Below are 23,360 nucleotides of genomic sequence, written 5' to 3'. Positions count from 1 at the left end.
AGGCACCGGGTTTTGATCTCGGCATCCCCAGGTTCGAATCCTGGTATCCCAGCCAAATTTAGCCTCACGGTTAAAGCAAGAGCCCGTCTTATGACGGGCTTTTTGTTGCCTAAAATTTATGATTTATCTTCTCATATTTATCCATTATCACTTATCGATTGAGCCTTATGATTATTTTTGTATGATGGATAAGTTATAGGTTCCAAATTATTACGTTCCAAATTATTACTTTCTAAATTATTACATTCAGAGTCTGCCCGAAATGCCAATTAATCCAATTACAGAGTCAATGTGGCCTGAAATCTATAAACTCCAATCGCAAGTGTATGTGGATATTGAACCAGAGCCGCTCGAAGTCCTTCGGGATAAATGGCAGCATTCTGCTCACTGCTGTTTTGTCTATCAAAATGAAGAGCAAAAGGTAATGGCTTATCTATTGGCTCATGTTTGGGCTAATAAAACGCCTCCTAAGCTCTATCAGACACTTTCTGAGAAAAAGGAGGGTAGTCAGTTGTTTCTACATGATTTAGCGGTATCTGCTCTATTAAAAGGCTCTGGAGTCGGTAAGCAAATGGTTGAGCAGTTAAAATTAATTGCTAAGCAATACAATTACTCACAAATACAACTTGTGGCAATACAAGGCTCAGTCCCTTTTTGGCAAAAAATGGGCTTTGAGATTGATCATGAGCAGGCGGCTAACGCAAGTTATGGCCCTGATGCTAAGATCATGAAACAAGTGCTTTAATCAGTTTTACTTTTTAAGTCTTAAGCAAATAAAAAAAAATACGGCCAATTGGCCGTATTGTTAACTGATAAAAATTAATTAATCATTTATCGCTTACTTCTGTCTAGCTGGGTAAGAAGTCGATCGCCCAAATGGTTGTCATTGTTGCAACATCTTCTGCAGGGAAGGTGATTGAACGTAACACAACCTTTAGTTGGCGCTCTAATTTGGCATTGTTAAGCTGGCTTGATTGAATATCAACCCGACTAATGCTGCCATTAGGCAGGATCTCAATCTCAAACATGACTTTACCTTTGAGGAAAGGGTCTTTACGCAGAGCTCGATTATACAAGGCATATAAACGTGCTTTGTTCGCCTCAAGTGTGCGGCGTAATGCTGCCTCTGAACGTTGGCTTCCCGCAGAAGCCAGTTGCTCTTCCTCGGCAATAGCCCCTTGAGTAGCTAACACTTCCTCTTCTGCCAACCTAATTTGTTGGGTGTTTTTAGTGCTTAAAGCATCTGACGCAACGGTTTGATTGACGGTAGAGGTGGTTAAACTCTCACTTTGGGTATTGGCCGAAGCTGCTAACATCTTACGTTTGACTTTCACTTCTTGCGCCTGCGTTTGTTCAAGGGCACTTTGAGATGCCGGTTTGATATCAAACGCTTCACGCATTGAAAAAAGCTCATCTTTCATGGCTGCTAGCCCTGAAGTTTGTGCTTTTTCTTTTGCGGCCTCACGGGTCATTGTCGGCTGTACTATTGGTTTTTCAACAGGTTTATCGACAGGTTTCTCTTCAACCTTTTCCGGTTCTTTTTCAAGTTCTGGCTCAGGCTCAGGAATAACCTCTGGCTTTTCAGGCACTGGAAGTTGTTTTTCTTTAAGCATTATTTTCGCTAACTGCGGGGGTAATTGCTCTTTAACTTCTCTTGGCACTTCAACTTGCTCAAGTAAAGGCACACCGATGCCGAACACAGCGTAAATCACCAGTAGTAACACTAAGATCTGTTTAAATAACCTATCTTGTTTACTGGGCTTAAATAAATCACCTATGTCGTTAAAGCTATTACCATTTGGGCTACTGCCATTAAACGAATGGGATAAGCTTGCTGCTGTCATGCTAACCCTCCTCAGCCGTTTTACTGGCTTGGCGCTCAACGGCTAATGACATATTTCTATATCCCGTTTCAGCACAAGCAGCCATAATTTGCTTTAACGCCATATAAGGTGTGCTGCTATCGCCAATAATGGTGACGGCACGGCCTTTTTCCTGTTCTGACTCTGTTAACTCAGTACGTTTACTCGCTTGGTATGTAAGCTCAGTAGTCATCGCTTCGATAAACTCAAGGTTTTCTTGTTCACTGAAGTTAGGCTTATCAGCACTATTTTGCCAAACAGCTCGCTCTTGGATAAGCACTGTATCTTCAAGTACTGTGATAACCAGGTTTTCAACTGGCAGTTCTTCAGCAATAGAGACAGGTAACTTTATCTTTTCGATATTTTGTAGAACGCGTACTTCAGATTGATTCACAATCAAGAAGAATACCAAAATCGTAAAGATATCCATCAAGGCAACTAAGTTAAGTTTGCCACCTGATTTAAAGCGCTTATGGTGCTTAGCAAGTCGTTTAGCTCTGGGTGATTGCTTCATGATTTGCCTCCTGTGGTTTCACTTACTTGTGTTTCAGCAAGTGATTCTTCAGGTGCATCGCCTAATGAAATAAGCGGAAACAGTTCAGCATCGACTAGGTTAGCCGCAACCACTGCTTTGTATGAGCGCACGGTATCCATTGCAGTCACAATGGTCTGATAATCGATATCAGATTCAAGCAAAAGCACTATGTCATTTTTATCGATTTCTTGTTGTTGAAAAGTCAGTTTAAGGTCTTGTAAGTACACAGACAAAGCCTTGAAATCATAACCTTGTTCTGTTGTTTCAAAACGTTTAAGTAATATGCCTGCAGGGTAGTTGAGTTCAAGACTTTGCTGAGTAATGACCAGTTCCAATACTTTGGGTTCTTGATCATCTTCAGCTTGTTGAGACTCTGACATAACAGGCAATTGCAGATTTAGTATCCGTACTTGTGAAAATACCAAACTCAGTAATAACACAGGTACGAGCACGATCATCAAATTCATAAATGAAGTGATATCGAGTTCTGCATCTTCGGTATTAGGGCGACGACGGCGTCTCATAATTATTAGCCTCGGTCCGAATCCGCTTGCTTAGAAAATGACAGTGAATTAAGTAATTTAATGCCAGCCATTTCAATTGAATCAACAATAGTCGCAGTTTTAGTTTGCAGTGTTGAGTGAAATAGAATTAGCGGAATAGCGGTAATAAGACCAAATGCAGTGGTGTTCATTGCAACAGAAATACTGGAAGACAGCAGGTTAGCTTTTTCAGCTGGATCTGCACTGGCTACCGCAGAGAACGCGGCAATCAGCCCCATAATGGTACCCAGTAGACCAAGTAGAGTAGCAATATTGGCTAAGGTAGCAATAAATGGCGTGCGCTTTTCAAGTCTCAACATGTACTCCATGATGGTTTCTTCCATGGCGTATTCCACATCTTCACGGCGATTAGCTTGTGAAATTCTGACGATACCAGATTGCAAAACATCAAATACTGGGGCTTTATTATTTTGCGCATGTTGACTGATTGTCGCGACATCACCGCTTTTAAGTGCTTCTTTGATTAACGAGAATGCTTTTTGGTTAGTGCGATGAGCTGAACTGAGATATAACCAACGTTCGATAGTTATGGCCAAACCGACGACTAATACTAGGGCGATAGGGTATATGAACGGGCCACCATTTTGTAAAAATGCAATGATATGGTCGGTAAAACTCATGATATTTTCCTTTTTATAGAGTCGAACGAAGTTGTTTTTGACTCGTCCTAAATGTAGTTATTTTTTGTTACTGCTTTTTTGTTACTGCTTCGGGTTAAACTTTTATCTTGGTGAATACACCCTTTATTGTTTTGATGAAGTATTCACACTGAAATCACGTACCTCTTGTTGGAACTTTTTAGGGTTAATCGGTTTGAATTGCGGCAAGATGATTTGCATATTGTTATCTTGTATTGCTACAGGATTGGTTATGCCTTGCCAAGGCATGATGTAAAGCACTTTGGGTTGCTCTTGCGTGCCGGTCACTTTACTTTCAATTAATACGGGTTTGTTTGCTGTGCTGACGTTTTCAGCGGCATTAAGCTGGTCCATGCTAATGACTGATAGCAGCAAGAGTGTCATAACAGCAATAACAACTGCGTTCACACGGTATGTTGTCATCGGGGTTAATGAACTAACCATCTTATCCTTCTCCTTGTTGCAAATTGAGCCCAGCTCGCTGAATTTTTATTTCAACGCCAGCCAACCATCGCTGGGCTTGAACATCATCAGGTTTTAGCAATAAATAGGATTGATAATAACGTCTCGAATCCAATAGTTTTCCTCGGTATAGTTCGAGCAAAATAGCGAGGTTAACTTGTGCTTCTGGATAATTAGGCCAAATAGATAATGCGGTTAAATAATCTTTTTCTGCCTGTTCAAATTGACCTTGCTTTCTTGCTACAAGGGCCTTCAACTGAAAGGCGTAAGGGTTTTTATCGTTAACGGCAATGGCTTGATTTAACAAAGATTCAGCCTGACTAAAGTCACTTTTATTAATGGCGATTAAGGCTTTGTTTACTAATGCACCTGATAGGGTTGGCTGCGCCAAGAGTACCTGATCAAATAATGCATCAGCTTGATCAAATTGCTGTTGTTTCATCAGAGCAAGCGCATCTTGATACTGAGTTAACACCGTACTGGGTACATTGGTTAAACGTTGCTGTGCTTGCTCAGCATATAAGTTGTAATTGTTGGCTGTTATGTCATTTAAAGCGCCATTACTTGTTGTTTGCTTGTTCGAGCTGTTCCCTACAGAGCCATTTGCCACAGAGCTAGCATTGCCATCATCTGTGTTGACCATATCCACCATACTGCTATCTAGGGCATCAATACCGTTAGCTTCGGCGTTTTCACTCGCTTGATCATTCGTCATCGTTGAGCATGCAGACAAGATCATTAGGCTGAAACCTAGTAATAACTTGATGGTGACATGAGCTGAGGAAAGTGTGTTATTCACTTTATTATTCACTTTATTATTCACTTTATTGTTCACTCGCCTGTTTACTCTCTTAATTAAAGGTTTAGTGAATTGATTCAACGACATCATGTGTCACCTCCTGTTTGTTATATAACGCAGGTGACAGCTCAGTTAAGGTTGCGAAGCTTTTGCCAATCCATTGGTCATATATATCTTGCCAAGCTCGCTCAGTGTTACTGATATGAATTTCAATAGCCTTTTCCTCAAATGGATAGGCGAGCTCTTCAAGCAATATTTCGTACTCTTCCAGCGCTAATTCATCTAGGTCACTAGGGCGCTCAGAGTCCATAACATCAGCCGCTAACTGGCGATACATTTCAGCTAAGTTAAAGGTCGCTTGCGGCACATATTGTGCTCGTTGAAAGTCCAACACTTGCTGGTAATAACCAATAGCTTGTTTCATCGCGTCTTGTTTACGCTTCAAGGTTTTATTTAATGGCGCGGTTAGCTTAATCGCGATAAATGTTTGCTGGTGTGCTTGGGCTAATTCAGACGCTGCAATTGAGGCAATTTCAATTTCTCGCCCAGCAAAGGTATTCGCTTTAGCTTGCTGCTTAGCGTGGAAGGTTAATATCTGGCGATACCAGTAATATTCCTTGTTGGGCTCGTTAGAAACTTGATAAAACTCGCTCATTTTAAGGCGTACTTCTTGTGCTACATCAAAAGGCTCAGGGTAATCTTTAGCGTATGTTCGATAGGTTAAGCGGGCTTTTTCGGTTTCGCCTGCTTTGAGGTAGTACTCCGCAGCAGTATATTGCGCCTCGCGCTTTAGCGCTCCTTTGGGTTCATTGGCAACAATAATCAACAGTTGCTCAGCAGCCAATTCCCATTGTTCTAATGCTTCATATGACTGAGCAAGTTTTGCTGGGATTGATGCACTGAATTGATGTTTAGGGTAACGTTTTTGAAATGGCACCAATACCGTAATGGCTTGTTGCCATTGCTGTTGCGAAAGCAAGATATTCGCTGCTTCAAACTCGCCACTGACTGCATATTTTGATTCAGGCACAGCTTTGCTAATCCGTAATAAATCAACAACAGCAAGTTGCGGATTGTCGTTCTTGTTAGCCTGTGCTTGGAAGTAAATGCTTGATGCTAATAAATCGCGCATTTCAACTCGTGATGTCGCTTGCTGCGCTGTCGGTGTTTGACTGACACTTAAATATTTTAACGCCAGATTATAAGATTGCTCAGCAAGGGCATATTGGCTTTGCTGATATAACCCGTGAGCATATAACTGAGTCACAAGTTGTACTTGTTTTAATTGAGTTTTAGGCAGCTGTTTACCGTGCTGTACTGGGTTGATAATACTTGATTTATCTAGGGCGATATAAGCCTGAGGTTTTTGTACACTGGCTAATTCATCAGGTGTTTGCCGCGCTACTACCGCTATTTGTTCTGCACTTTTCTCAGAGGGGTGATTAATGACACCGTGAGTCACTAATACAAATTCGCTGAACTGGGCTAAATCCAGGTAGTTTCTCGATGCAAATGAATATTGGGCGCCGTGAGTTGCAAGCTCTAGAGCGCGTTTATCATCTGGATAGTTGGCGATAAACTGTTTATCTAAGGCGACCCTCTCTTGGACAACGACCTGAGTGCTATCCAAATTTGCATTAGCTTGATTTTGCAGCGGCGTTAGGATTTCTCGAATTGTGATTGTGGTTGCATAAGCAGCCTGCTTTTTGAGGGCTATCTGCTCTTGGTTTAGCTGCTTATTTGGTTGGCTTAAGTGATCAGCTTGTTGGTTTGGCTGGTCTGCTTGAACCGAATCATCAATAGAACTGATTTCACCATAAGCGATAGTTTTATAACTGTTAAGTGCTTGTCTAAATTGCTGGGCTTCAAAATTAGCATCAGCAAACAGGTATTCATCAATGTGAATATCTTTGCTGAGTAAGCTGCTTGCTTGTGGCAGTTTTGCGAGTTGTAAGTAGGTACTTAATGCATTTGCAGCCGCTTTAAAAGCGCTTACTCGGCCAATGCCTGCAGGCTGATTTTGCGCGTTGGCGTAAACTCTGCGGCTATGCTCATCACTAAATGCCAGTAAATGAGGCAGTAACTCTTGTTGATGCTTTGCACTTGCTTGACTCCAAAAAGTGCTATTTAACCCGTACTGGTTAATATAATCATTTTTGAGTTTATGCATTGAAGCAAATTTACCTTGGCGCTGATAAAGCTCAAGTAAAGCCAATGAGTAACGAGCAGACCAAATGTTATCTTGTGCCAAATCGATATAGGCTTGATAGGCCAGCTCTGCATCATGTTGCAGCTCTTGTTTCAGTAAGAATTTTGCTAAGTTATCAAATAGAACATGTTGATAAATAGGTAAGTAACGCGTGTCTTGTTTTGATGTCACCAGTGCAACTAAGGATACGGATTGTTGCTGCTGACTGAGTGAAATACTTAACACTCGCTGCGCATCAATTGCTAGGTTTTGCTCGCGACTGCTCAAACTGGCAAAACTGAAATCCGTTGCGGTTAACTCATTTTGCTTTGGTTTATGGTTAGCTAAAATCGTATCGAACACGGCTAAAAAGGTACTATCAGCCTCAGGTAAGCGATTCAGTTTAAACAGTGACCAGCCAGACATATAAATGCTGTTGAGTAAATATTTATCATTGTTATCAGCTGATTGAACCTGTTTATAAGCGCTTATTGCAGCAGGGTAATCTTGCAAGTTGTAATAGATTTCGCCACGCCTAAAGTTAAGCTCCGCCAAATATTGAGTGTTAGGATAGCGGGATAATAACGATTCCATCTCGATTAAGCTTTCATCTAGCTGGCCTTGCAAATCTAGCGCTTTTGCCAGTTGATACTGCAGATGCTCGTTATCAGCGCGATTAGGGTAGCGCTGTAATAGTGTTTGATACTCAGCGATTAATTTTACTAGCTGTTGATCGTTTTGCTTGAACTGTTGCAAAGCTTTTTGCTCTGCAGCTAACGAGTTAACCCCTGTATCTTCATCAAGAACTGTGGTTTCAAGCTCACCAAACATTTGCTCTTCAAGATTTTCAGTCTTAATTTGAACCAGACGATATTCAACGTGTGTTCTGACTTCTGGGTTGGGTTCTAATGTCAGTAATTGCTGATAAATTTGCGCAAGTTTTTGGCTTCGCTGCACTTTTGTCAGAGCAAGTGAGTCCAATGAAACTTGGGGTTGTTGTTTGGCTAAATCAGTTAATGTCGCTCTTTTAGGATTGTTATTAGCTTGAGTATCTAGGGTGCTTTTACAACCGCTGACGCCAGCAATGATCATGCAGCTAACGAGTAAAGAGAGCGTTGGTTTTGATGGGGTCATTATAATTCCTCCCCATTTATAACAGGTTGGGACATTTGCTCTAATACAGCCGCCATTTCATGGCGAGAGGCCAGTAATAACTGTTCAAGTTGAATTTGTTGCTCAGAAACAAAGACTGAGATTTTTTGTTGAATTTGAGCTTTGGTTGAGGCTTCAAGTGCTGCGATATTTTGAGTTGTTGTAACCAGTCTCGTTTCTGCTTGAGCTTGGCGCTGCTCAAACGCAGTGGTTTGTTGCTGAGAATTGGCTAACTGAGCAAAGCGTTGTTGCTGCTGACTCACCAGTACGAGTTGTTGGTCGACTTGTTTAAGTAATTTTTTATGTTGCCATAATCTTTGAGGAAATTGCTGTTGCAACTCCCAGTTAAGGACAGCTTTAACGCGGCTTAGTCTTTGTTGATACTCTTCAGTGCTGCGCTGACCACTAATAGCCTTGATAATATTTTCACTTTCATTGACGCGTTTTAGCCATGCTTGCTCTGCGTCATTGGTAAAAACATCTGCGTTTTCTTGTGCCTCAGCCTCAGTGATTTTTTGTGCTAACAGCTGTTTTTGATTGGTTAACTGCTGAATCAATTCAGGATACTGGATTTGGCTTTGCTGTTCGATGATGCGAGCTTGACGCTGTTTATTGAGTGTTAAACTCTCTTTTATCCAGGCATTTTTTTGCTGCTGACGGTCAATATTGCTCGTTAACAGTGATAACTCAGATAAGGTATCAATATCGTGTTTCAGCTCTGGATTTTCTAATGCTTTTTGCAGCCATTGACCATTAGCTCCCATTTGAGGGTTTATATTGGTGTTGAACAATAATGGCGTTAATTCGGTTTGCTTAATATCAGTATGAAAGCGTGCTAAGTCAGCTAATTGTTCAACATAGAGTTGCTCGGCTTGTTGATAGCTATACAGGCTCTCAGAAAGCGTGTTTTGCTGTTTAATTTGAGCAGAAATGAGTAATGCTGATTGCCAACCGAGCTGGGAGTATTGATAGTCACGTTTCAATAAATCAAGCAATGCCAGTGAAGTGTCATATTGCTTGATCTGCTGAGCTGAGAAGGCAAATAGAAATAGTGCAGACTCAGTGTAAGGACTGTGCTCAGGAAAATCTTGTAATTGATCGAATGCTGCTTGGTATAGACCTTGTTTAACATACATTTGGGCTAACAATAATTGAGCATAATCATTAATGGCTTGCTGCTGGATTTGTTTGTCTGCCTTTAATTCATCAGCTGTCATTATGCTTATGTCAGTGATTTCTTTATTAACATTTTTACTAGAAACTTGAGCTCGTTGTTGTGGACTCTTTTCGGTAAATAAGCTTTGCCAGAAATTCGTTTCAGTTGCTGCTAAGTTTATGTTTTTAATGCGTACCAGCAGTGTTTCTGCGCGTTGATAATCCTTTGCTTGCATCAATTGCAGTGCTTGGTTAAGCATGACGTAAGCAGATAATGCTGACTTTGCAGTTAATTCAGTATCTGCTTGGTTTGATCCCGCGGCTGACTCATCAAGTATTTTCGCTGAAGGAGTCACAGATGCAGGCCAATATGCCAATTGATGTAGGATCTGATATTGCTCAGCATATGAAGCAGGCAGTTGAGTGATATTAGCGAGGGTTTGCTGGGCAGCATTGTGTTTACCTTGCTCTATTTGTTGTTCTGACAACTGTAGTAGCGCGATAAGCTTTAGCTCATCAGCAGAGGTGGCAGTTTTATTGCCTTGTTTATCTTCGGTTGGTGGCTCAATACCTGCCAACTTATCGTCTGCTTGTTGTTGAATTAATGCTTTCTCGAACGTGGCCAACGTCTCTGTAGCTTGATGATGTAAACCGATGGATACCTGTAAGCCAGCTTCAAACAAATGGCTTTTTGCGGTATCAGCATCAAAGCGCTGTCTGTTTAGGCTAACTTGGCTTAATGCGGCGTTGTAATCACCTTCAAAATAAAAGTATAAGGCTTGGCGATAAAGTTTATTGCGCAGGTTAGCTTGCTGAGCAAGGGTTAAATTAGTTGCAGTCGTTGCATTAGCAACTTCAGTTGGTTGCTTATTTAGTTCATCAGTTGAGACATCAGTGGGCATATCAGCACTGATAGCTGCAGCTGAAAAACAGCCGCTAACGATAAGCAGTAATATCGCTTTTAGCTGAGGCGTTGCTACTGCATAGCGGCTAAAGTCAGGGAAAGCTTGGTTCATATTAACTGGCATAACCGTTATAAAACCCACTCTTCAACTTTCACATCTGCACGATAACTGGATTCATTATCTTCAAGTTTCAATTCCACCATCACGGTTTCATCTGTCTTTTCAAATTGATGAGTCACTGCTCTTTGTACGGTGCGACCTTCTGCATCAACACCGGTAAAAATAGCGGTAAGCTGATGCTGTCCCATTTTCAAATTTCCCATATAGACTTTTTGAATGCCGCCTTTTTCCAGTGCACGACGTTGGCGTTGGGTATATAAAAAACCGGCTACATTTTGCTGATTAATTTTTAGCTCGACACTGTCTAGGGTAAAAAAACGTCCAATATCCACTGACACAAATACAGCTATTTGAGTGCTTGCGGGGAACAATAAGTCTTCTTCAAGAATGAATAAATCACGATTTAATTTAATGACTTGGCTTTTAATATTTTCAAGTTTGCTTGCTATCTGACTCTGACTATCAGCGCTACCATTAGTAATTGCATTAGCACTCGCGTCATTATCAGTATTGGCTAACGCGGAACTTGGCTGCATCGCGCTCCAGAAAATGGCTATAAATAGCCCCAAAGTGAGCCATATTTTAAAATTTGTAGATGACTTAACAGTGTTACCCTGCGCTGTACCTTGTCCAGTACCTTGTTCTGTGTTGTTCATATTTCTACCTTGAAAATGGGCTAAATCGCTAACATTACGCAAAATGATTAAAAGTAAACGCTATAAAAAGCGCGGATGACGTTAGCGGAAAAATTGTAAAACGGTTCGTTACCTACGCCACCATCAGCAGTGGGATCTCTAAAGTTGTTGTAGTCGAAGGTGATGTAGTCCCATTGAATACTGGCTTCTGAGCGAGTATCTCCAAAAGATAAGCTTTCAGGCATTAAATAAGTGACACCTAGACCTAAGGTTAAGTCATTAAAGTCACTTAACTCTTTATCGCGGGCTAGGTAGTTTTGTGCATCTTGATAAGGGAATAAGTCACTATAAAATTCAGCTTGAGTTTGCTGGTAGTAACGCACTTTAAATTCAAGTTCTAAGAAGTCACCAATAGGGTGGCGGTATCCGAGTTCGACATCATTAGCATCAATTTCCCAGCTGTCGTTGAAGTAGCGGTAATGAAAAAATAACGCCGCGCGATAGGGCAGAAAGTAGCTTGCCGATAATTTGGTTGAAAACGAGTTTCGAGTCTCTGGATAGATTTCAGACTGATAGCCAACACCGGATGGGTTAGTCGTATCTATGTAGCGTACCGTACGGTATGGGTTATTGAGGTAACCTTCGTCAGCAATGGCTTCAAAGTTAAGTTGCGCGGTTAAGTTGCGAGTTAAAATTTGACTTATGCCTGCGCGAATACGGTACTGCTGGCTTTGTTCTTCAAATTGGTCATCGCCATTGCGGCGTATTTCATTATCACCATATGACACACCAAGACTTAAATTGGTTAAATCGCCAAAGGTATCTTGAGATACATTAACGCTAAAGGATTGTGCGAGGTAATCGTCTTCATCACTCTGGCGGGCATTAAAGGTCATTAAGGTCTTATCGTTGAGGTATTCGACCCCGACTTGGCCTTCATGGCGCTTTTCGCTATATGGACTTGCTGTACTGAGCACATCTACAGAGGCCGAAGAAATGCTATCGAGGTAGTAGTAGCCAGTAAACGCCAATGATTCTGAGGTCTTTTTTCGAAGCAATACCGAAGGACCGTCAATTTTCATCCCGCCGCCTTCATAGCTGTGATAAAGCACATCAGCGCGATCAGGCTCTAGCACTGCTGCTAGGCTGAGTGGCGAACAGAGAATTAATCCTGTCAGTGTTGCTGTCTTTAATAAGCACTTGAGCATCTTAGTTACAACCACAGCCACCGCCTCCAGTTCCTTCTGCTCCGCGAGCAGACTCACGGGCCTCCAATACATGCGCTACGTGCATATTGGCAATGGGATGCCTACCAAATCGCATAATAGGATCGGCAAGGTTTTGGCGTTCATAAGGTTTTACCCAAGGTTCTATGTCTAAACTTGAGCAACCCGACATTATGAATAGTGACGACAGGGCCGTTATGAGGATGAGCATTTTTTTGATTGGATTCATCATAGGGTTACTCTCTGATCAGCTTTTTAATCGCAGCGGCGTATTTTTTCTCGTAACCGTCTTGATAACCTAAGAACACATATCGCACTTTGCCGTCGCGATCGACAATCACAGTCGTTGGCATGGCTTTTACATCGTAGGTCTCAGATAGGCTGTTTGTTTCGTCAAAAAAGATATCAAAACTTAAATTAAGATCGGTTAGAAAGTCTTTACCTGCTTGGTTTTCTTGCTCAACATTGACGCCCCAAACGGCAACGCCTAAATCTCGATATTTGTCTTCAAGCTTTTGCAGTACAGGCATCTCTTTTCTACAAGGTCCACACCAAGATGCCCAGAAGTTAATCAGGATGATATTGCCGCGCTGTTCAGAGAGTTTAAGGTTCTCACCTTGCATGTTTTTTAAGGTGAAATCTGGTGCCATCTCGCCTTCTGATAACGCATTGGCTTGAATCGATACACTTAAAGTAAATAGGGTAAACAGGGCAATGAACCCACGCTTAAATAACATCATTGATAATCCTTTATTTCTTATTATTTAATTTTTGTTTAACTCTTTTTCGAGCTAGGTTGTGACCAACGGCTATAGATTAAAAATAAACAGCAATACCAGTAGAAAAGGTTAAATTGTGCGTCGTTTTTGATGAGCCTGTTATTTGAGTGTCAAATATGTAGTCACTCATCGCCAGATCCCATGCAACCCAGTCATTGAGAAAAACACGGTAGTTAGCGGTTAAGTTCACCGTAAATTGTTCATCACCGGCAAACTCAGTGTTACCACCACCGACTTCAAAGGAGAACACACTGTTAAAGACTAAATCTTCACTGAAAAATATTTCACTAGGTAGAAGGTTATAACCAATATTGAGACCGTAGTAGGTCATTTCGCGCTCTTCATCTGTCAGTAAAGGTGCGGTGTTAGCAAGCTTTTCAAAACTGGTATATCCGCCTTCAGCGACTGCATATCTGGCTTTGACATAAAAGTGTTCACTGATGTGATACCCCAGATGTGCACTAATCCAAGGGCTATTTTCAAAGTCCTCAATTGACATCAAGCCACCTTGAATACCGACCTCGAAATTTTCGGTATCCAATACATCATCGAGTACTTCGCGGCGCTCAACATCGGCTTTAACTCCGACGGTATTTGATTGGCTAGTTTCAGCTGAAAGTGCAATGGCGCTATAGCCCATGCCTAAAGTGACGATACTTAGTGTTAAACAAGATTTAATTGCGTTTTTTACCATGGTATTAATGCTTATTTTTGTTGTTATAGCTGTTTTCATCATTGCCTTCATTATTCCCATGCCCATTAGAAAAAGACGCTAAAGCCGACTTTCCAAGATTGAAGTTGTTCATTTTCATCTCTGTCGGTTAAGGCCAACGAGAGTTTATATTCGGCGCGTAAGATAAAGTTACGTGCGAGATGGTATTTAACCCCAGCCGCTGCACTCATTAAGGTGCTTTGACGTGATTCAGAATCCGCGATAACACTGTGAGGCTTAGTGTTGATAATGCCGCCACCTATACCAATGTAAGGGACCAAGGTAAATTCAGGAAAAGGATGGCTGTAAAGCATGGCTTCAAATAAGTCACTATCAGAAATGCTACCTAAGGCTTTACCTGCAGATATTTCAGCACTAAAAACAGGGGTGAAAACATAGCCTAAGTGGACGTTATAAAAGTTAGCGCCTTCAAGGTCGCCATACATCACGCCCGCTTCCCAGTCTCTTTGCATAAAGGCTTCAGTGCCAATGACATGCTGGTTAATCGCTTCACCATGTTGGCTGAGTCCGCGTAAGTCATCTTCATGAAACCAACCTTCAATGCCACGCTTATCACGGACTTTGAGCCAAGATGTTCGTTTGAGTAGTACACTGACCTGTTCATGTTGCTCGACAACATGTACGACGGGATAGCCTGCACTTGGGCCTGAGTGAAGCTCAACAAAGGGAACATCAATGGTTAACTGCGCCGCCGAGGATTCAGCGTGAGCAAGATTGGAGTTCAATAACGTTAAACAGAGTAATGTACCTGCCAACATGAATTTGAATGGGCAGGCGAAATTAAACATAGCTTCCTTTTTGTAACATCATTAGTCCTTGTTTATTGTTGTTTTTATTTGGCTTCTAACTTTGCTGTTATCAAGGTTTTTCTTATCAAGCCATCTCTTACTAAGGTTGCTCTTATTAAGGCGGCAGTTATCAAAAGTCTTTTCGACTAATCTTGAGCGTAAAAAGGGGTGTTGTAATACTGAGCCCCAATATCTATCCATTCGCTTAATAATTTAAGTTCGTCGGCTGTCAGCATATTTTGATGGGTTTCATCATTCATGGTATTAAAAAATCTGCTACTGGCTCTGGCACCATTAGTCGAGATAATTGCTGGTACATTCACTGTGGTTAATACAGGAATTGGATTACCTTCGGCATCGAGTATCAACTCGCCATCGGCATCCACTTGATAAACCACGTTACCATCGGCATCTAGCACTTCGACTAGTTTGTCGATAACGATCCCATCCACTTCTTCTTGTTCGACATCATTAAAAAATAACTCACGATAACTCGTCAGGTGAGCGATTTGATCTATTGATGGAGCTGCAATCAATTCAAGCTGACCAGCTGGTACTTGGGCAAGGCTATTATCATCGACATTGCTATGGCACACGGTGCAAGTGTTATCTGCAAGGACCTCTAAGGTGTCTTCGTCTATGGCTAAACGAGGTAAATCCCAAAGGGGCTGAATATGTTCTTCATAGTTGATTTGGATGCGGCAATATGGGGTCCAATTATTAAAACATTCACTGCCATTTGGTGCAGGAGTTGTTAAGTTTTCATAATTCAGATTCATACTCGGGTTTAGCGCTGAGATAGCTGGATTAGTCCAAATATCATCGTAACGTAGGCTAGACGATAGCTCTGCTATGCCATTGACCATAGCATCGGCCTGCGCCATGGTTTGACCTTGTATTGGAATAATATTGCTGCTGGCATTAGGGTATGCAGAGCCACCAATCGCCCCTGTGTTAATGCTGTCTGCTTGGGCATCATAACGGCCATGAGGTAATTGGCTGTTAGCCGTGTGACAACCCATACACTGCAGGGTTTCACCCGCTTGTAAACTTATCCATTGGCTGTGGCGACCACCAATGCGCTGGCCGTTGCTATCTAAGACACTGATGGCCAATGGTACATTTGCAGGGACTTTAATTTTCACTGAGCCGTCTGGCTGAATTGGGGTGTAGCCAATAACTTCGCGCATTAATTGATTTCGGCTGCGACCAAAATCGGTATTGGCAATATCACGAACTTCATCAGGTGGCATAGGTACGCCGCGAACGATTTTTAAAAAGCGCGCTGGTAATTCACTGGCTGGGGTTAATGAAGGATCGCTTAATCGACTAATACCGCCTTGATTACTGCTGCTGTCTTGACCATCAAAATCATATACGCTGCGAATGTGAATTGCCGCAGCGAGTTCTTCGTGCAACTGTGGATCAAGTTCATTACCAATCACTTGATCGGCGATAAAGGCTTTAGGTTGCGATGACGGTTGCATCACTAACGCTTCAGTAATCACTTTACCTTCTTCGCTATTGGCAACTAACTGCTGAGTACCGTCGGCATCGTTAAGTAGCCAAAGTTCATATAAGGGATCGGCAAGTGCTAAGGTTTGATCCAGTAACTGTTCATCAGTTAATTGACCACATGCACGGATTTGTTCTTCAACAACAACCCGACAAAGATCCCAACTCAATAAATAACGTTGGCTGTTATCAGGTAATGGATATAAATGAGTTAAGCGCCCAGAAGGTGATAGCGCGTCTGCGAAGTTAAATTTAAAATCAAAACTGAGCGGTAAATCGTTTATGGCATTGTTAGTTGTGTTGTCGGTTTCGCCCGATACCGCAGTGGCTTGCTGGTTATCAATATACTCATCGATATTAATTGTCACAGGCCTTTTTTGATAACTCATTTCATCCTGTGATGACAGCAGCATAAGTATATTGCCATTTGGTAATTGCTGCGGTTTAACAAACTCAATTTGTTCATCTTGCTCATCGAGAGTCATCTGATGAGAATGCCAGCCAAACATTAATTCATTCTCGGTGCCATCTGGATTCATTTTGTAGAGGTTAATACCATGGTCGCCACCCATGTCATCCCAACGGCTATAGAGGATTTGACCATCTTGCAATACCAGTGGGTAGAAATCATGACTAAGATTGAAGGTCAGTTGCTCAATACCGCTACCATCATCGTTCATTAAATGGATGTTGAACGTTTCGTTATCGCGGCTTTCATCGAGAGCGGTGTATTGCGGTTTACCTTCATCGAGTAAAATGGCTCGTGATAAGCGCTGGCGGGTTGAGGCAAATATAATCCGTCCATCAGGGAGAAAGGATGCCATCAAATCATCACCTTGTTCGGCGGTCGTATCACTGTCTATTAATCGGGTCAGTGATTGGTCTGATAATTGGTAACGCCATATATTCCAACTTGGTTGCTCATCTTCGTCGGCATCAGCAATTTCTGGCGCGCGAATAGAGACTAAAAATTGTTGACCATCATCAGATACTGATAAATCACGAATATCTATGCGTTGGATAGTGTCAGGAACTTCGGTGATTAAATCGGCAAAAAGTTCGGCGGTGATATTGGTAACGGGTGAGTCAGTAAACGCATTTCGTTTTACAAATAATTGTGCGCCAGGGTTAAATTGGCTTGGGTTTCTACTTTGAAAACTAGCGGATTCTGGGTTGTCATCACTGGGCTGGGTAATGAGATCGCGCTGAATGTAAACTACAGGGTATTCAACTAAAACAGGATCAGGCTGTTCATCCTTAAGCGCAGTATCCGTGTTACAACCGCTAACAAAAAGAAACGCCATTAATGCTTGATAAATAAAAGCTTTATAGCCTAAAACTTTATTGTCAAAAGTTTTACGGCCTAATCCCTTTAAGCCGAAAAATGGCTTCATTTATTACCCTTAATATATAATTGTTATTATTGTTATCGTTACATAGTTAAAATGTAATAACTCTTGACATTATTGCCGCCTAGTCTCAGTGTTTCAATACTTTTTAATAAAAATTATTTTGCCAAGTAAAAAATAAAGTTAACAAAAATAAAAACAACAAGCTTTATGATTCCCGAAATACTTATCATTGTCTGCGTTTTTATAACTCTGCCGCTTAAGGCGTTTGTTGGCTGAAATAACGACAAGGAGACAGTATGAAGAGGCAACTTTGTACGGTGAAAAGTCAACGATTTTCAAATAAATTCAATGTGCTAAGAACGCAATTAACACTGAATAAAACCCGAGCCTTTTTGCATAAATTAACACTGGGTTCAATAATTGTTTTTGCTCCTTTGTCTCATGCAGGGACGTTAGAGCAAGCAAAGCAATTACATGATCGTATCGCCGGTGTTCCCGCATCTGAACAAACCCTCAATGATATAGCGCAATTACTCGGCGATAGTAAACCGATAGAAGCGGCTTATTTAGCAATGGAAACCCCAGCTTTTTATTCCACGACCTTAAAATTGTTCGCCACCCCCTGGACTAATATCGATCAAGACAGTTTTGCACCACTAAATGATTACAGTGCAACTGTAATTGGTGCGGTACGAGATGACGTTGATTTCAGGCAGGTACTGCAAGCCGATATGGTGTATGTGGGGAAGAACAGCCTTAATCTACCAGCCTATAGCACCAGTAATAACCAACATTACCAATCATTAGAAGATCAGTTTATTGATTTAAAAGATGGCTTGGAGCGAACCAGTCAGTCTAGCTTAAATGGTTTGCCAAGTGATGCTACTGCAGGCGTACTAACCAGTAGAGCGGCTGCCAAAGCATTCTTTTATTTAGGTACAAACAGAGCCATGGTGCGTTTTACCTTAATGAATCATTTGTGCACTGATTTAGAGCCCCTAAAAGATAATACCCGTTCACCTGATAGAATTCGCCAAGATGTTAGCCGCAGCCCTGGTGGCGATAGTCGCTTATTTATCAATAACTGTTTAGGTTGCCACAGTGGCATGGATCCATTAGCTCAAGCGTTTGCATTTTATCAATATGATTTTAACCTTGAAGCTGATCCGGTTGGTGATAATGGGGCTATTGCTTACAACCAAAGTGGCCAAGTTGACCCCGATACAGGCACCAGAGTGCAAGGTAAATACCATATTAACTCGACCAGTTTCCCTTACGGTTACGTCACTGAAGATGATGAATGGCATAACTATTGGCGTGAGGGGGTTAACCAAAAGCTTGGCTGGGATGAAACCCTTGAAGGTAAAGGCTTTGGTGCTAAGTCATTAGGTGAGGAGTTTGCTAATAGCCAAGCTTTCGCTCAATGCCAAGTAAAGAAAGTATTTAAAACCGTGTGCTTACGAGATGCAGAGTCCAATGAGGATATTAACCAAATTGCGGCGACCACTGAGTCTTTTCAACAAAACTCATACCAACTTAAGCGTGTATTCGCTGAAGTTGGCAACTACTGCATGGGAGAGTAACGGTGAAATTATCTCAAAAAACCATATCTAGCCTCTCGGTGCTGAGTTTATGTTTAACCCTCACGGCATGTGGCGGCGGTGACGTAGAAAGTAATCCGCCTCAGCAGCAAGAACCAGACTCTGGCGTGTATACCGGTCCTGCGCCTGCCACTGAAGACATTCAAAAATATAAAGTCTCATTGTGGGACAATATCTCAACCCAAAATCGCTGTGGAGCCTGTCATACAGAAGGACATCAAGCGCCATATTTTGCCAGTCGAGAAGACGTTAACGACGCGTATGCTGCGACTAATCCGCTGGTTGACTTAACTGATCCAGCTTCATCTCGGTTAGTTGAAAAAGTGGCTGGTGGCCATAATTGTTGGTTAGACAGTGATAGTGCCTGTGGTGAAACCATGACCTCGTGGATCAAATTGTGGTCAGATGAACGGGTCAGTAGCGCCAATACCATTGAGTTAACTGCGCCAGTCATTCGAGAGCCAGGTTCAAGCAAAAGTTTCCCAGATGACAGTGCGCTATTTAGCCGACATGTTTACCCCATTGTTAGTCAGTACTGCGTTGATTGTCATAACGAAGGAGCGACTTTTGCTCAGTCACCTTTCTTTGCCAGTAACGATATAACTCAAGCCTACGAGTCGGCTAAAAATGTCATCAACATCGATGAGCCATCTCAGTCTCGATTAGTGGTTCGTTTAGGCAGTGAGTTTCATAACTGTTGGACAAATTGCCAAGAAAATAGCAATGAAATGCTTGCTGCAGTGACAGCGATGAGTGATGCAATTGCTGTCGATGAAATTTCACCAGAAATGGTGGTGTCTAAATCACTACGCTTAACGGATGGTATTACCGCTTCAAGTGGTGGTCGATTTGAAACGGATGTCATTGCCTTATACCAGTTCAAAACTGGCGAGGGTTCTACTGCATACGATACCTCTGGTATCGCGCCAGAAGCGAATTTATCGCTGACGGGTGATGTTGAATGGCTCGGCAGTTGGGGCTTATCTTTTACTAATGGTAAAGCGCAGGCTAGTACCGCCAACAGTAAGAAACTCCATGATTTAATCACCTCTACTGGTGAGTTTTCAGTTGAAGCTTGGGTAACACCAAATAATGTCACCCAAGAAGGGCCTGCAAGAATCGTCACTTATTCAGCAGGTGATGATGCACGTAACTTCACATTAGGCCAGAGCCAATATAACTATGACTTTATGCTGCGCACTGAAGCTTCAAGCACCAATGGTGAACCAGCCTTAAGTACGCCAGATGCCGATGAAGTGTTACAAGCGACACTGCAGCATGTGGTATTAACTTATAACGCTACAGAAGGGCGAAAAATTTACGTCAATGGCAACTTAATTGAAGTGGCTGATGAAGATATTGCGCCGTTGGCATCTTGGGATGACAGCTTTGCGTTGATTTTAGGACGAGAGGCTTCAAACCAACATATCTGGCAGGGTGATATTCGTTTGTTAGCGATTTATAACCGCGTACTAGAGCAAGAACAAATCAGCCAAAACTATGATGTTGGTGTAGGTGAGAAATTCTTCTTGCTGTTCTCGGTAAGTCATTTAATTGATTTACCCAATACCTATGTGATGTTTGAAGTCAGCCAATTTGATAATTACAGCTATTTATTTACTGGCGCTTCATTGGTGAATATCGATGGGACGCCAGTGGCTGAAGCATTTGATATGCGCTCAGTTCGTATCGGGATTAATGGTAAAGAAAGTGCCCAAGGACAAGCTTATTCTAACGTAGATTTAGCCATTGAAAGCGGTCAGGCGTTAGCTGAACCTATGTCGCTGTCGGCATTAGGCACTATTATTGGTCTCGAAAAAGGTGCCAGTCAGGATGAGTTTTTCCTCACTTTTGAGCAAATCGGTGAACATGAAAATGTGGTTGTGCCTGGGGTGATAATCACACCCGATGAGTTACCAGCAAGTACTGAAACCGCGCAAATAGGCTTAAGAAACTTTGCTGAAATTAACCACTCAATGAGTGAGTTAACTGGTGTACCTCAGCAAACAACCAAAGTGTATGACACCTATGCACTAGTAAAAAGCCAACTGCCGAGTGTCGAAAATATCGATACCTTTATTTCTGCACAGCAAATGGGTGTGACGCAACTGGCAATTGCCTATTGTGATGTCGCCATTGATGACGATAGCTTACGCAGCGCTTGGTTCCCTGATATTGACTTCACGCAAGAGCCAAACGTGGCATTAAGCAGCGCAGAAAGACCTAACTTGCTCAACCCGTTAATTGGTCAACTTATGCCGCTGAATTTATCGAGTCAGCCAGATGCTAACTTGGTTTATAACGAGCTGGATTCACTCGTCAGTAATTTGTCTGTGTGTGGCACAAACTGTAATGCAGAGCGAACCCGAACTATTGCTAAAGCATCATGTGCAGCAGTGTTGGCAAGTGCTGTGATGTTGATTCAATAGGAGCGTAATGATGATAAAAATACCCACACAGATTACGACGTTTCCAATATTGAATATCGACAATCAAGCGGCGGCAAAAAAGAGTTTAAAAGGACTTCAACATGACTAAACGTACTCATCTTCACCCTGACAGTCCTTTATTGTTTTCCGATCATCGTAAACCCATGACTCGCCGTGAGTTTATCTCAACGGGCCTGGCAAAAGGTGGCCAAGCGGTCGCGGGTTTATCATTAATGAGCATGTTTGCTAACCCAAACCAAGCCAATGCTGCGTTGTCTTCTGACCTAGAAGCATTGCGAGACTCATGCGGTATTAGCGTACAAGGGGCGGGTAAAATTCCGTTTATCAGTTTCGATTTAGCGGGCGGCGCCAATATTGCTGGCTCAAATGTGCTGGTTGGTGGCGCAGGTGGTCAGCAAGATTTCTTATCGACAGCTGGCTATAACAAGCTGGGTTTACCTGGTGATATGGCACCATCGATTGCAAACCCTGATGTTGGTATGTCTGATTTTATCAATACAGATTTAGGTTTGGCTTTTCATTCCGACTCTGCATTTTTACGTGGCATATTGGAAAAGGTTTCAGCCGATACCGCATCACGGATTAATGGTGCGGTGATCCCTTGTCGTTCTGATAACGATACGGGTAATAACCCACATAATCCTATGTATGCTATTGCGGCGGCTGGTGCTAACGGCTCGCTGATGCCACTCATTGGCTCGCGCAGCACTGACTCTGGTGGCAACTCAATGGCAGCGGCTAATTTTGTCGATTTGAGCATGCGGCCAACTAAAATCGATCGACCGTCTGATGTGACAGGGCTTGTGGATGTGGGTGATTTGTTTAACTTGTTATCTCAGCGCGATGCCGTAACGGTAATGGAAAGCATCCAGCGCATTAGCGCCCAGAAAATGGCCTCGGTGAACACTCAAGTGACTCGTGATGATGTGATTAAAGACTTAGTCAATTGTGGCTATGTGAAAAGTGCTGATTTAGCCGATCGTTTTGGTGATCCATCGACGCTTAACCCTGTGTTAGATCCTGACATTGTGGGCCCAAGCGGTATTTTTACCATTAATGAATTTGATTCAGAATCAGAGTTCCAAAAAACCGCTTCTATTATGAAACTGGTGGTTAATGGATTCTCTGGTGCTGGCACTGTCACTATGGGGGGGTTTGACTATCACACTGGTGAGCGTGGTACTGGTGAGTTACGAGATTTACGCGCAGGGCGTTGTATGGGCGCATGTTTGGAATATGCAGCTCGTCGCAATCAACCTTTGATGATGTATGTGTTCAGTGATGGCTCGGTTGCCAGTAATGGCCGCATTGATGACTCAATGGAAGGGCGAGGCAAGGGAGAATGGACGGGAGATAACTCGTCAACAGGTGCATCTTTCTTCTTGGTGTATAACCCAGCGGGTAAGCCACAATTAATGGGCTCAAGTGCCGATCAAATGGCGCAAAACCAACAAATCGGCTTTATGCGCTCTGATGCCTCAGTGGATACCGCATCAGCTCCATCGGCAAATAACGTGAACTTGCTGGTGGATACGGTGTTGCTTAACTACATGGCGCTTCATGGTGAACAAGGCCAGTTCAATATGGTGGCACCAAGACAAGGTTTGGGCAACAGTGCGATGTTAGATTCGCTAACAGCGTTTCAGCCGATAGTTTGATTAAAATATAAGTTTATTTTGCTGGTTAAATTGAAAGGCTCAGAGGTTTTCTCTGAGCTTTTTTGTTTTTATATTTGTTTTTATATTTGTTTTTATATTTGTTTTTATATTTGTTATTAATTTTAACTGAAAACCAAAACTAGAATCAAAGTCGTGGCGCTTCGCCCACACCAGACTAAAAGGGAGTGGACTGCGACTCCCTCTTAGAACACCCCGCAGCTCCGGCGAAATTTAAACAGCAAAA

The 23,360-nt window shown here is 42.3% G+C and carries 19 protein-coding genes; 4 read left to right on the top strand and 15 right to left on the bottom strand.

All coding sequences use genetic code 11. The features are described from left to right. Positions 1-262: 262 nt before the first annotated feature. Positions 263-745, top strand: a complete 483-nt coding sequence (locus LMH66_RS13425) for a GNAT family N-acetyltransferase (RefSeq protein ID WP_229370628.1) — start codon at positions 263-265, stop codon at positions 743-745. Between the two features lie 103 nt (positions 746-848). On the opposite strand, the gene LMH66_RS13420 is transcribed toward LMH66_RS13425, so the two are convergent. The 15 genes from LMH66_RS13420 to LMH66_RS13350 all read right to left on the bottom strand — a co-directional run bounded on the left by LMH66_RS13420 (position 849) and on the right by LMH66_RS13350 (position 17,449). Next, the gene (locus tag LMH66_RS13420; RefSeq protein ID WP_102438969.1) at positions 849-1,844 is read right to left on the bottom strand and encodes an AgmX/PglI C-terminal domain-containing protein; all 996 of its coding nucleotides are present in this window, start codon (positions 1,842-1,844) and stop codon (positions 849-851) included. Between the two features lies 1 nt (position 1,845). Continuing rightward, on the bottom strand, positions 1,846-2,376 hold the full coding sequence (locus LMH66_RS13415; RefSeq protein WP_229370627.1) for an ExbD/TolR family protein: 531 nt from the start codon (positions 2,374-2,376) through the stop codon (positions 1,846-1,848). Then, a complete protein-coding gene (locus tag LMH66_RS13410) occupies positions 2,373-2,921 on the bottom strand; it encodes a biopolymer transporter ExbD (protein ID WP_102438965.1) in 549 nt (182 codons plus the stop codon). The genes LMH66_RS13415 and LMH66_RS13410 overlap by 4 nt, the downstream gene beginning before the upstream one ends. 5 nt (positions 2,922-2,926) lie before the next feature. Beyond that, on the bottom strand, positions 2,927-3,580 hold the full coding sequence (locus tag LMH66_RS13405) for a MotA/TolQ/ExbB proton channel family protein (RefSeq protein ID WP_102438963.1): 654 nt from the start codon (positions 3,578-3,580) through the stop codon (positions 2,927-2,929). Positions 3,581-3,703: 123 nt separating this feature from the next. Next, complete coding sequence (locus LMH66_RS13400; RefSeq protein ID WP_102438961.1) at positions 3,704-4,042, bottom strand: hypothetical protein; 339 nt, start codon at positions 4,040-4,042, stop codon at positions 3,704-3,706. A 1-nt stretch (position 4,043) separates the two neighbouring features. After that, positions 4,044-4,949: a tetratricopeptide repeat protein gene (locus LMH66_RS13395; RefSeq protein WP_229370626.1), complete on the bottom strand. Its 906-nt coding sequence runs from the start codon at positions 4,947-4,949 to the stop codon at positions 4,044-4,046. Then, on the bottom strand, positions 4,924-8,181 hold the full coding sequence (locus tag LMH66_RS13390) for a tetratricopeptide repeat protein (protein WP_229370625.1): 3,258 nt from the start codon (positions 8,179-8,181) through the stop codon (positions 4,924-4,926). Before LMH66_RS13390 ends, LMH66_RS13395 begins: the two co-directional genes overlap by 26 nt. Continuing rightward, entirely contained in the window at positions 8,181-10,382 is a 2,202-nt protein-coding gene (locus LMH66_RS13385) for a CDC27 family protein (protein ID WP_229370623.1), read from the bottom strand. Before LMH66_RS13385 ends, LMH66_RS13390 begins: the two co-directional genes overlap by 1 nt. 5 nt (positions 10,383-10,387) lie before the next feature. Further along, on the bottom strand, positions 10,388-11,035 hold the full coding sequence (locus LMH66_RS13380) for an AraC family transcriptional regulator (RefSeq protein ID WP_229370621.1): 648 nt from the start codon (positions 11,033-11,035) through the stop codon (positions 10,388-10,390). Between the two features lie 47 nt (positions 11,036-11,082). Beyond that, positions 11,083-12,243 carry a DUF3570 domain-containing protein gene (locus LMH66_RS13375; RefSeq protein WP_229370619.1) on the bottom strand — a complete coding sequence of 387 codons (1,161 nt, stop codon included), beginning with the start codon at positions 12,241-12,243 and terminating at the stop codon, positions 11,083-11,085. Further along, positions 12,224-12,472, bottom strand: coding sequence for a DUF4266 domain-containing protein (locus LMH66_RS13370; protein WP_420709423.1), 249 nt, complete (start codon positions 12,470-12,472; stop codon positions 12,224-12,226). The genes LMH66_RS13375 and LMH66_RS13370 overlap by 20 nt, the downstream gene beginning before the upstream one ends. 4 nt (positions 12,473-12,476) lie before the next feature. After that, positions 12,477-12,980, bottom strand: coding sequence for a TlpA family protein disulfide reductase (locus LMH66_RS13365; protein ID WP_229370617.1), 504 nt, complete (start codon positions 12,978-12,980; stop codon positions 12,477-12,479). 76 nt (positions 12,981-13,056) lie between these two features. After that, complete coding sequence (locus LMH66_RS13360) at positions 13,057-13,713, bottom strand: outer membrane beta-barrel domain-containing protein (protein WP_229370615.1); 657 nt, start codon at positions 13,711-13,713, stop codon at positions 13,057-13,059. A 65-nt stretch (positions 13,714-13,778) separates the two neighbouring features. After that, the gene (locus LMH66_RS13355) at positions 13,779-14,540 is read right to left on the bottom strand and encodes an SH3 domain-containing protein (protein WP_229370613.1); all 762 of its coding nucleotides are present in this window, start codon (positions 14,538-14,540) and stop codon (positions 13,779-13,781) included. A gap of 146 nt (positions 14,541-14,686) precedes the next feature. After that, positions 14,687-17,449, bottom strand: a complete 2,763-nt coding sequence (locus LMH66_RS13350) for a hypothetical protein (protein WP_229370612.1) — start codon at positions 17,447-17,449, stop codon at positions 14,687-14,689. Between the two features lie 254 nt (positions 17,450-17,703). Between LMH66_RS13350 and LMH66_RS13345 the strand changes: the two genes are divergently transcribed. From LMH66_RS13345 to LMH66_RS13335, 3 genes are all read left to right on the top strand, one after another. Next, positions 17,704-18,990: a hypothetical protein gene (locus LMH66_RS13345; protein WP_229370611.1), complete on the top strand. Its 1,287-nt coding sequence runs from the start codon at positions 17,704-17,706 to the stop codon at positions 18,988-18,990. A gap of 2 nt (positions 18,991-18,992) precedes the next feature. Beyond that, on the top strand, positions 18,993-21,437 hold the full coding sequence (locus LMH66_RS13340) for a LamG domain-containing protein (protein ID WP_229370610.1): 2,445 nt from the start codon (positions 18,993-18,995) through the stop codon (positions 21,435-21,437). Positions 21,438-21,538: 101 nt separating this feature from the next. Beyond that, positions 21,539-23,116 (top strand): general secretion pathway protein GspF, encoded by a 1,578-nt coding sequence (locus tag LMH66_RS13335; protein ID WP_229370608.1) that lies wholly within the window; start codon positions 21,539-21,541, stop codon positions 23,114-23,116. Positions 23,117-23,360: the final 244 nt, after the last annotated feature.

This window comes from Shewanella sp. 10N.7, from assembly GCF_020806285.1.
GTDB lineage: Bacteria > Pseudomonadota > Gammaproteobacteria > Enterobacterales > Shewanellaceae > Shewanella > Shewanella electrodiphila.
This window is presented reverse-complemented; position numbering and strand designations above follow the sequence as displayed.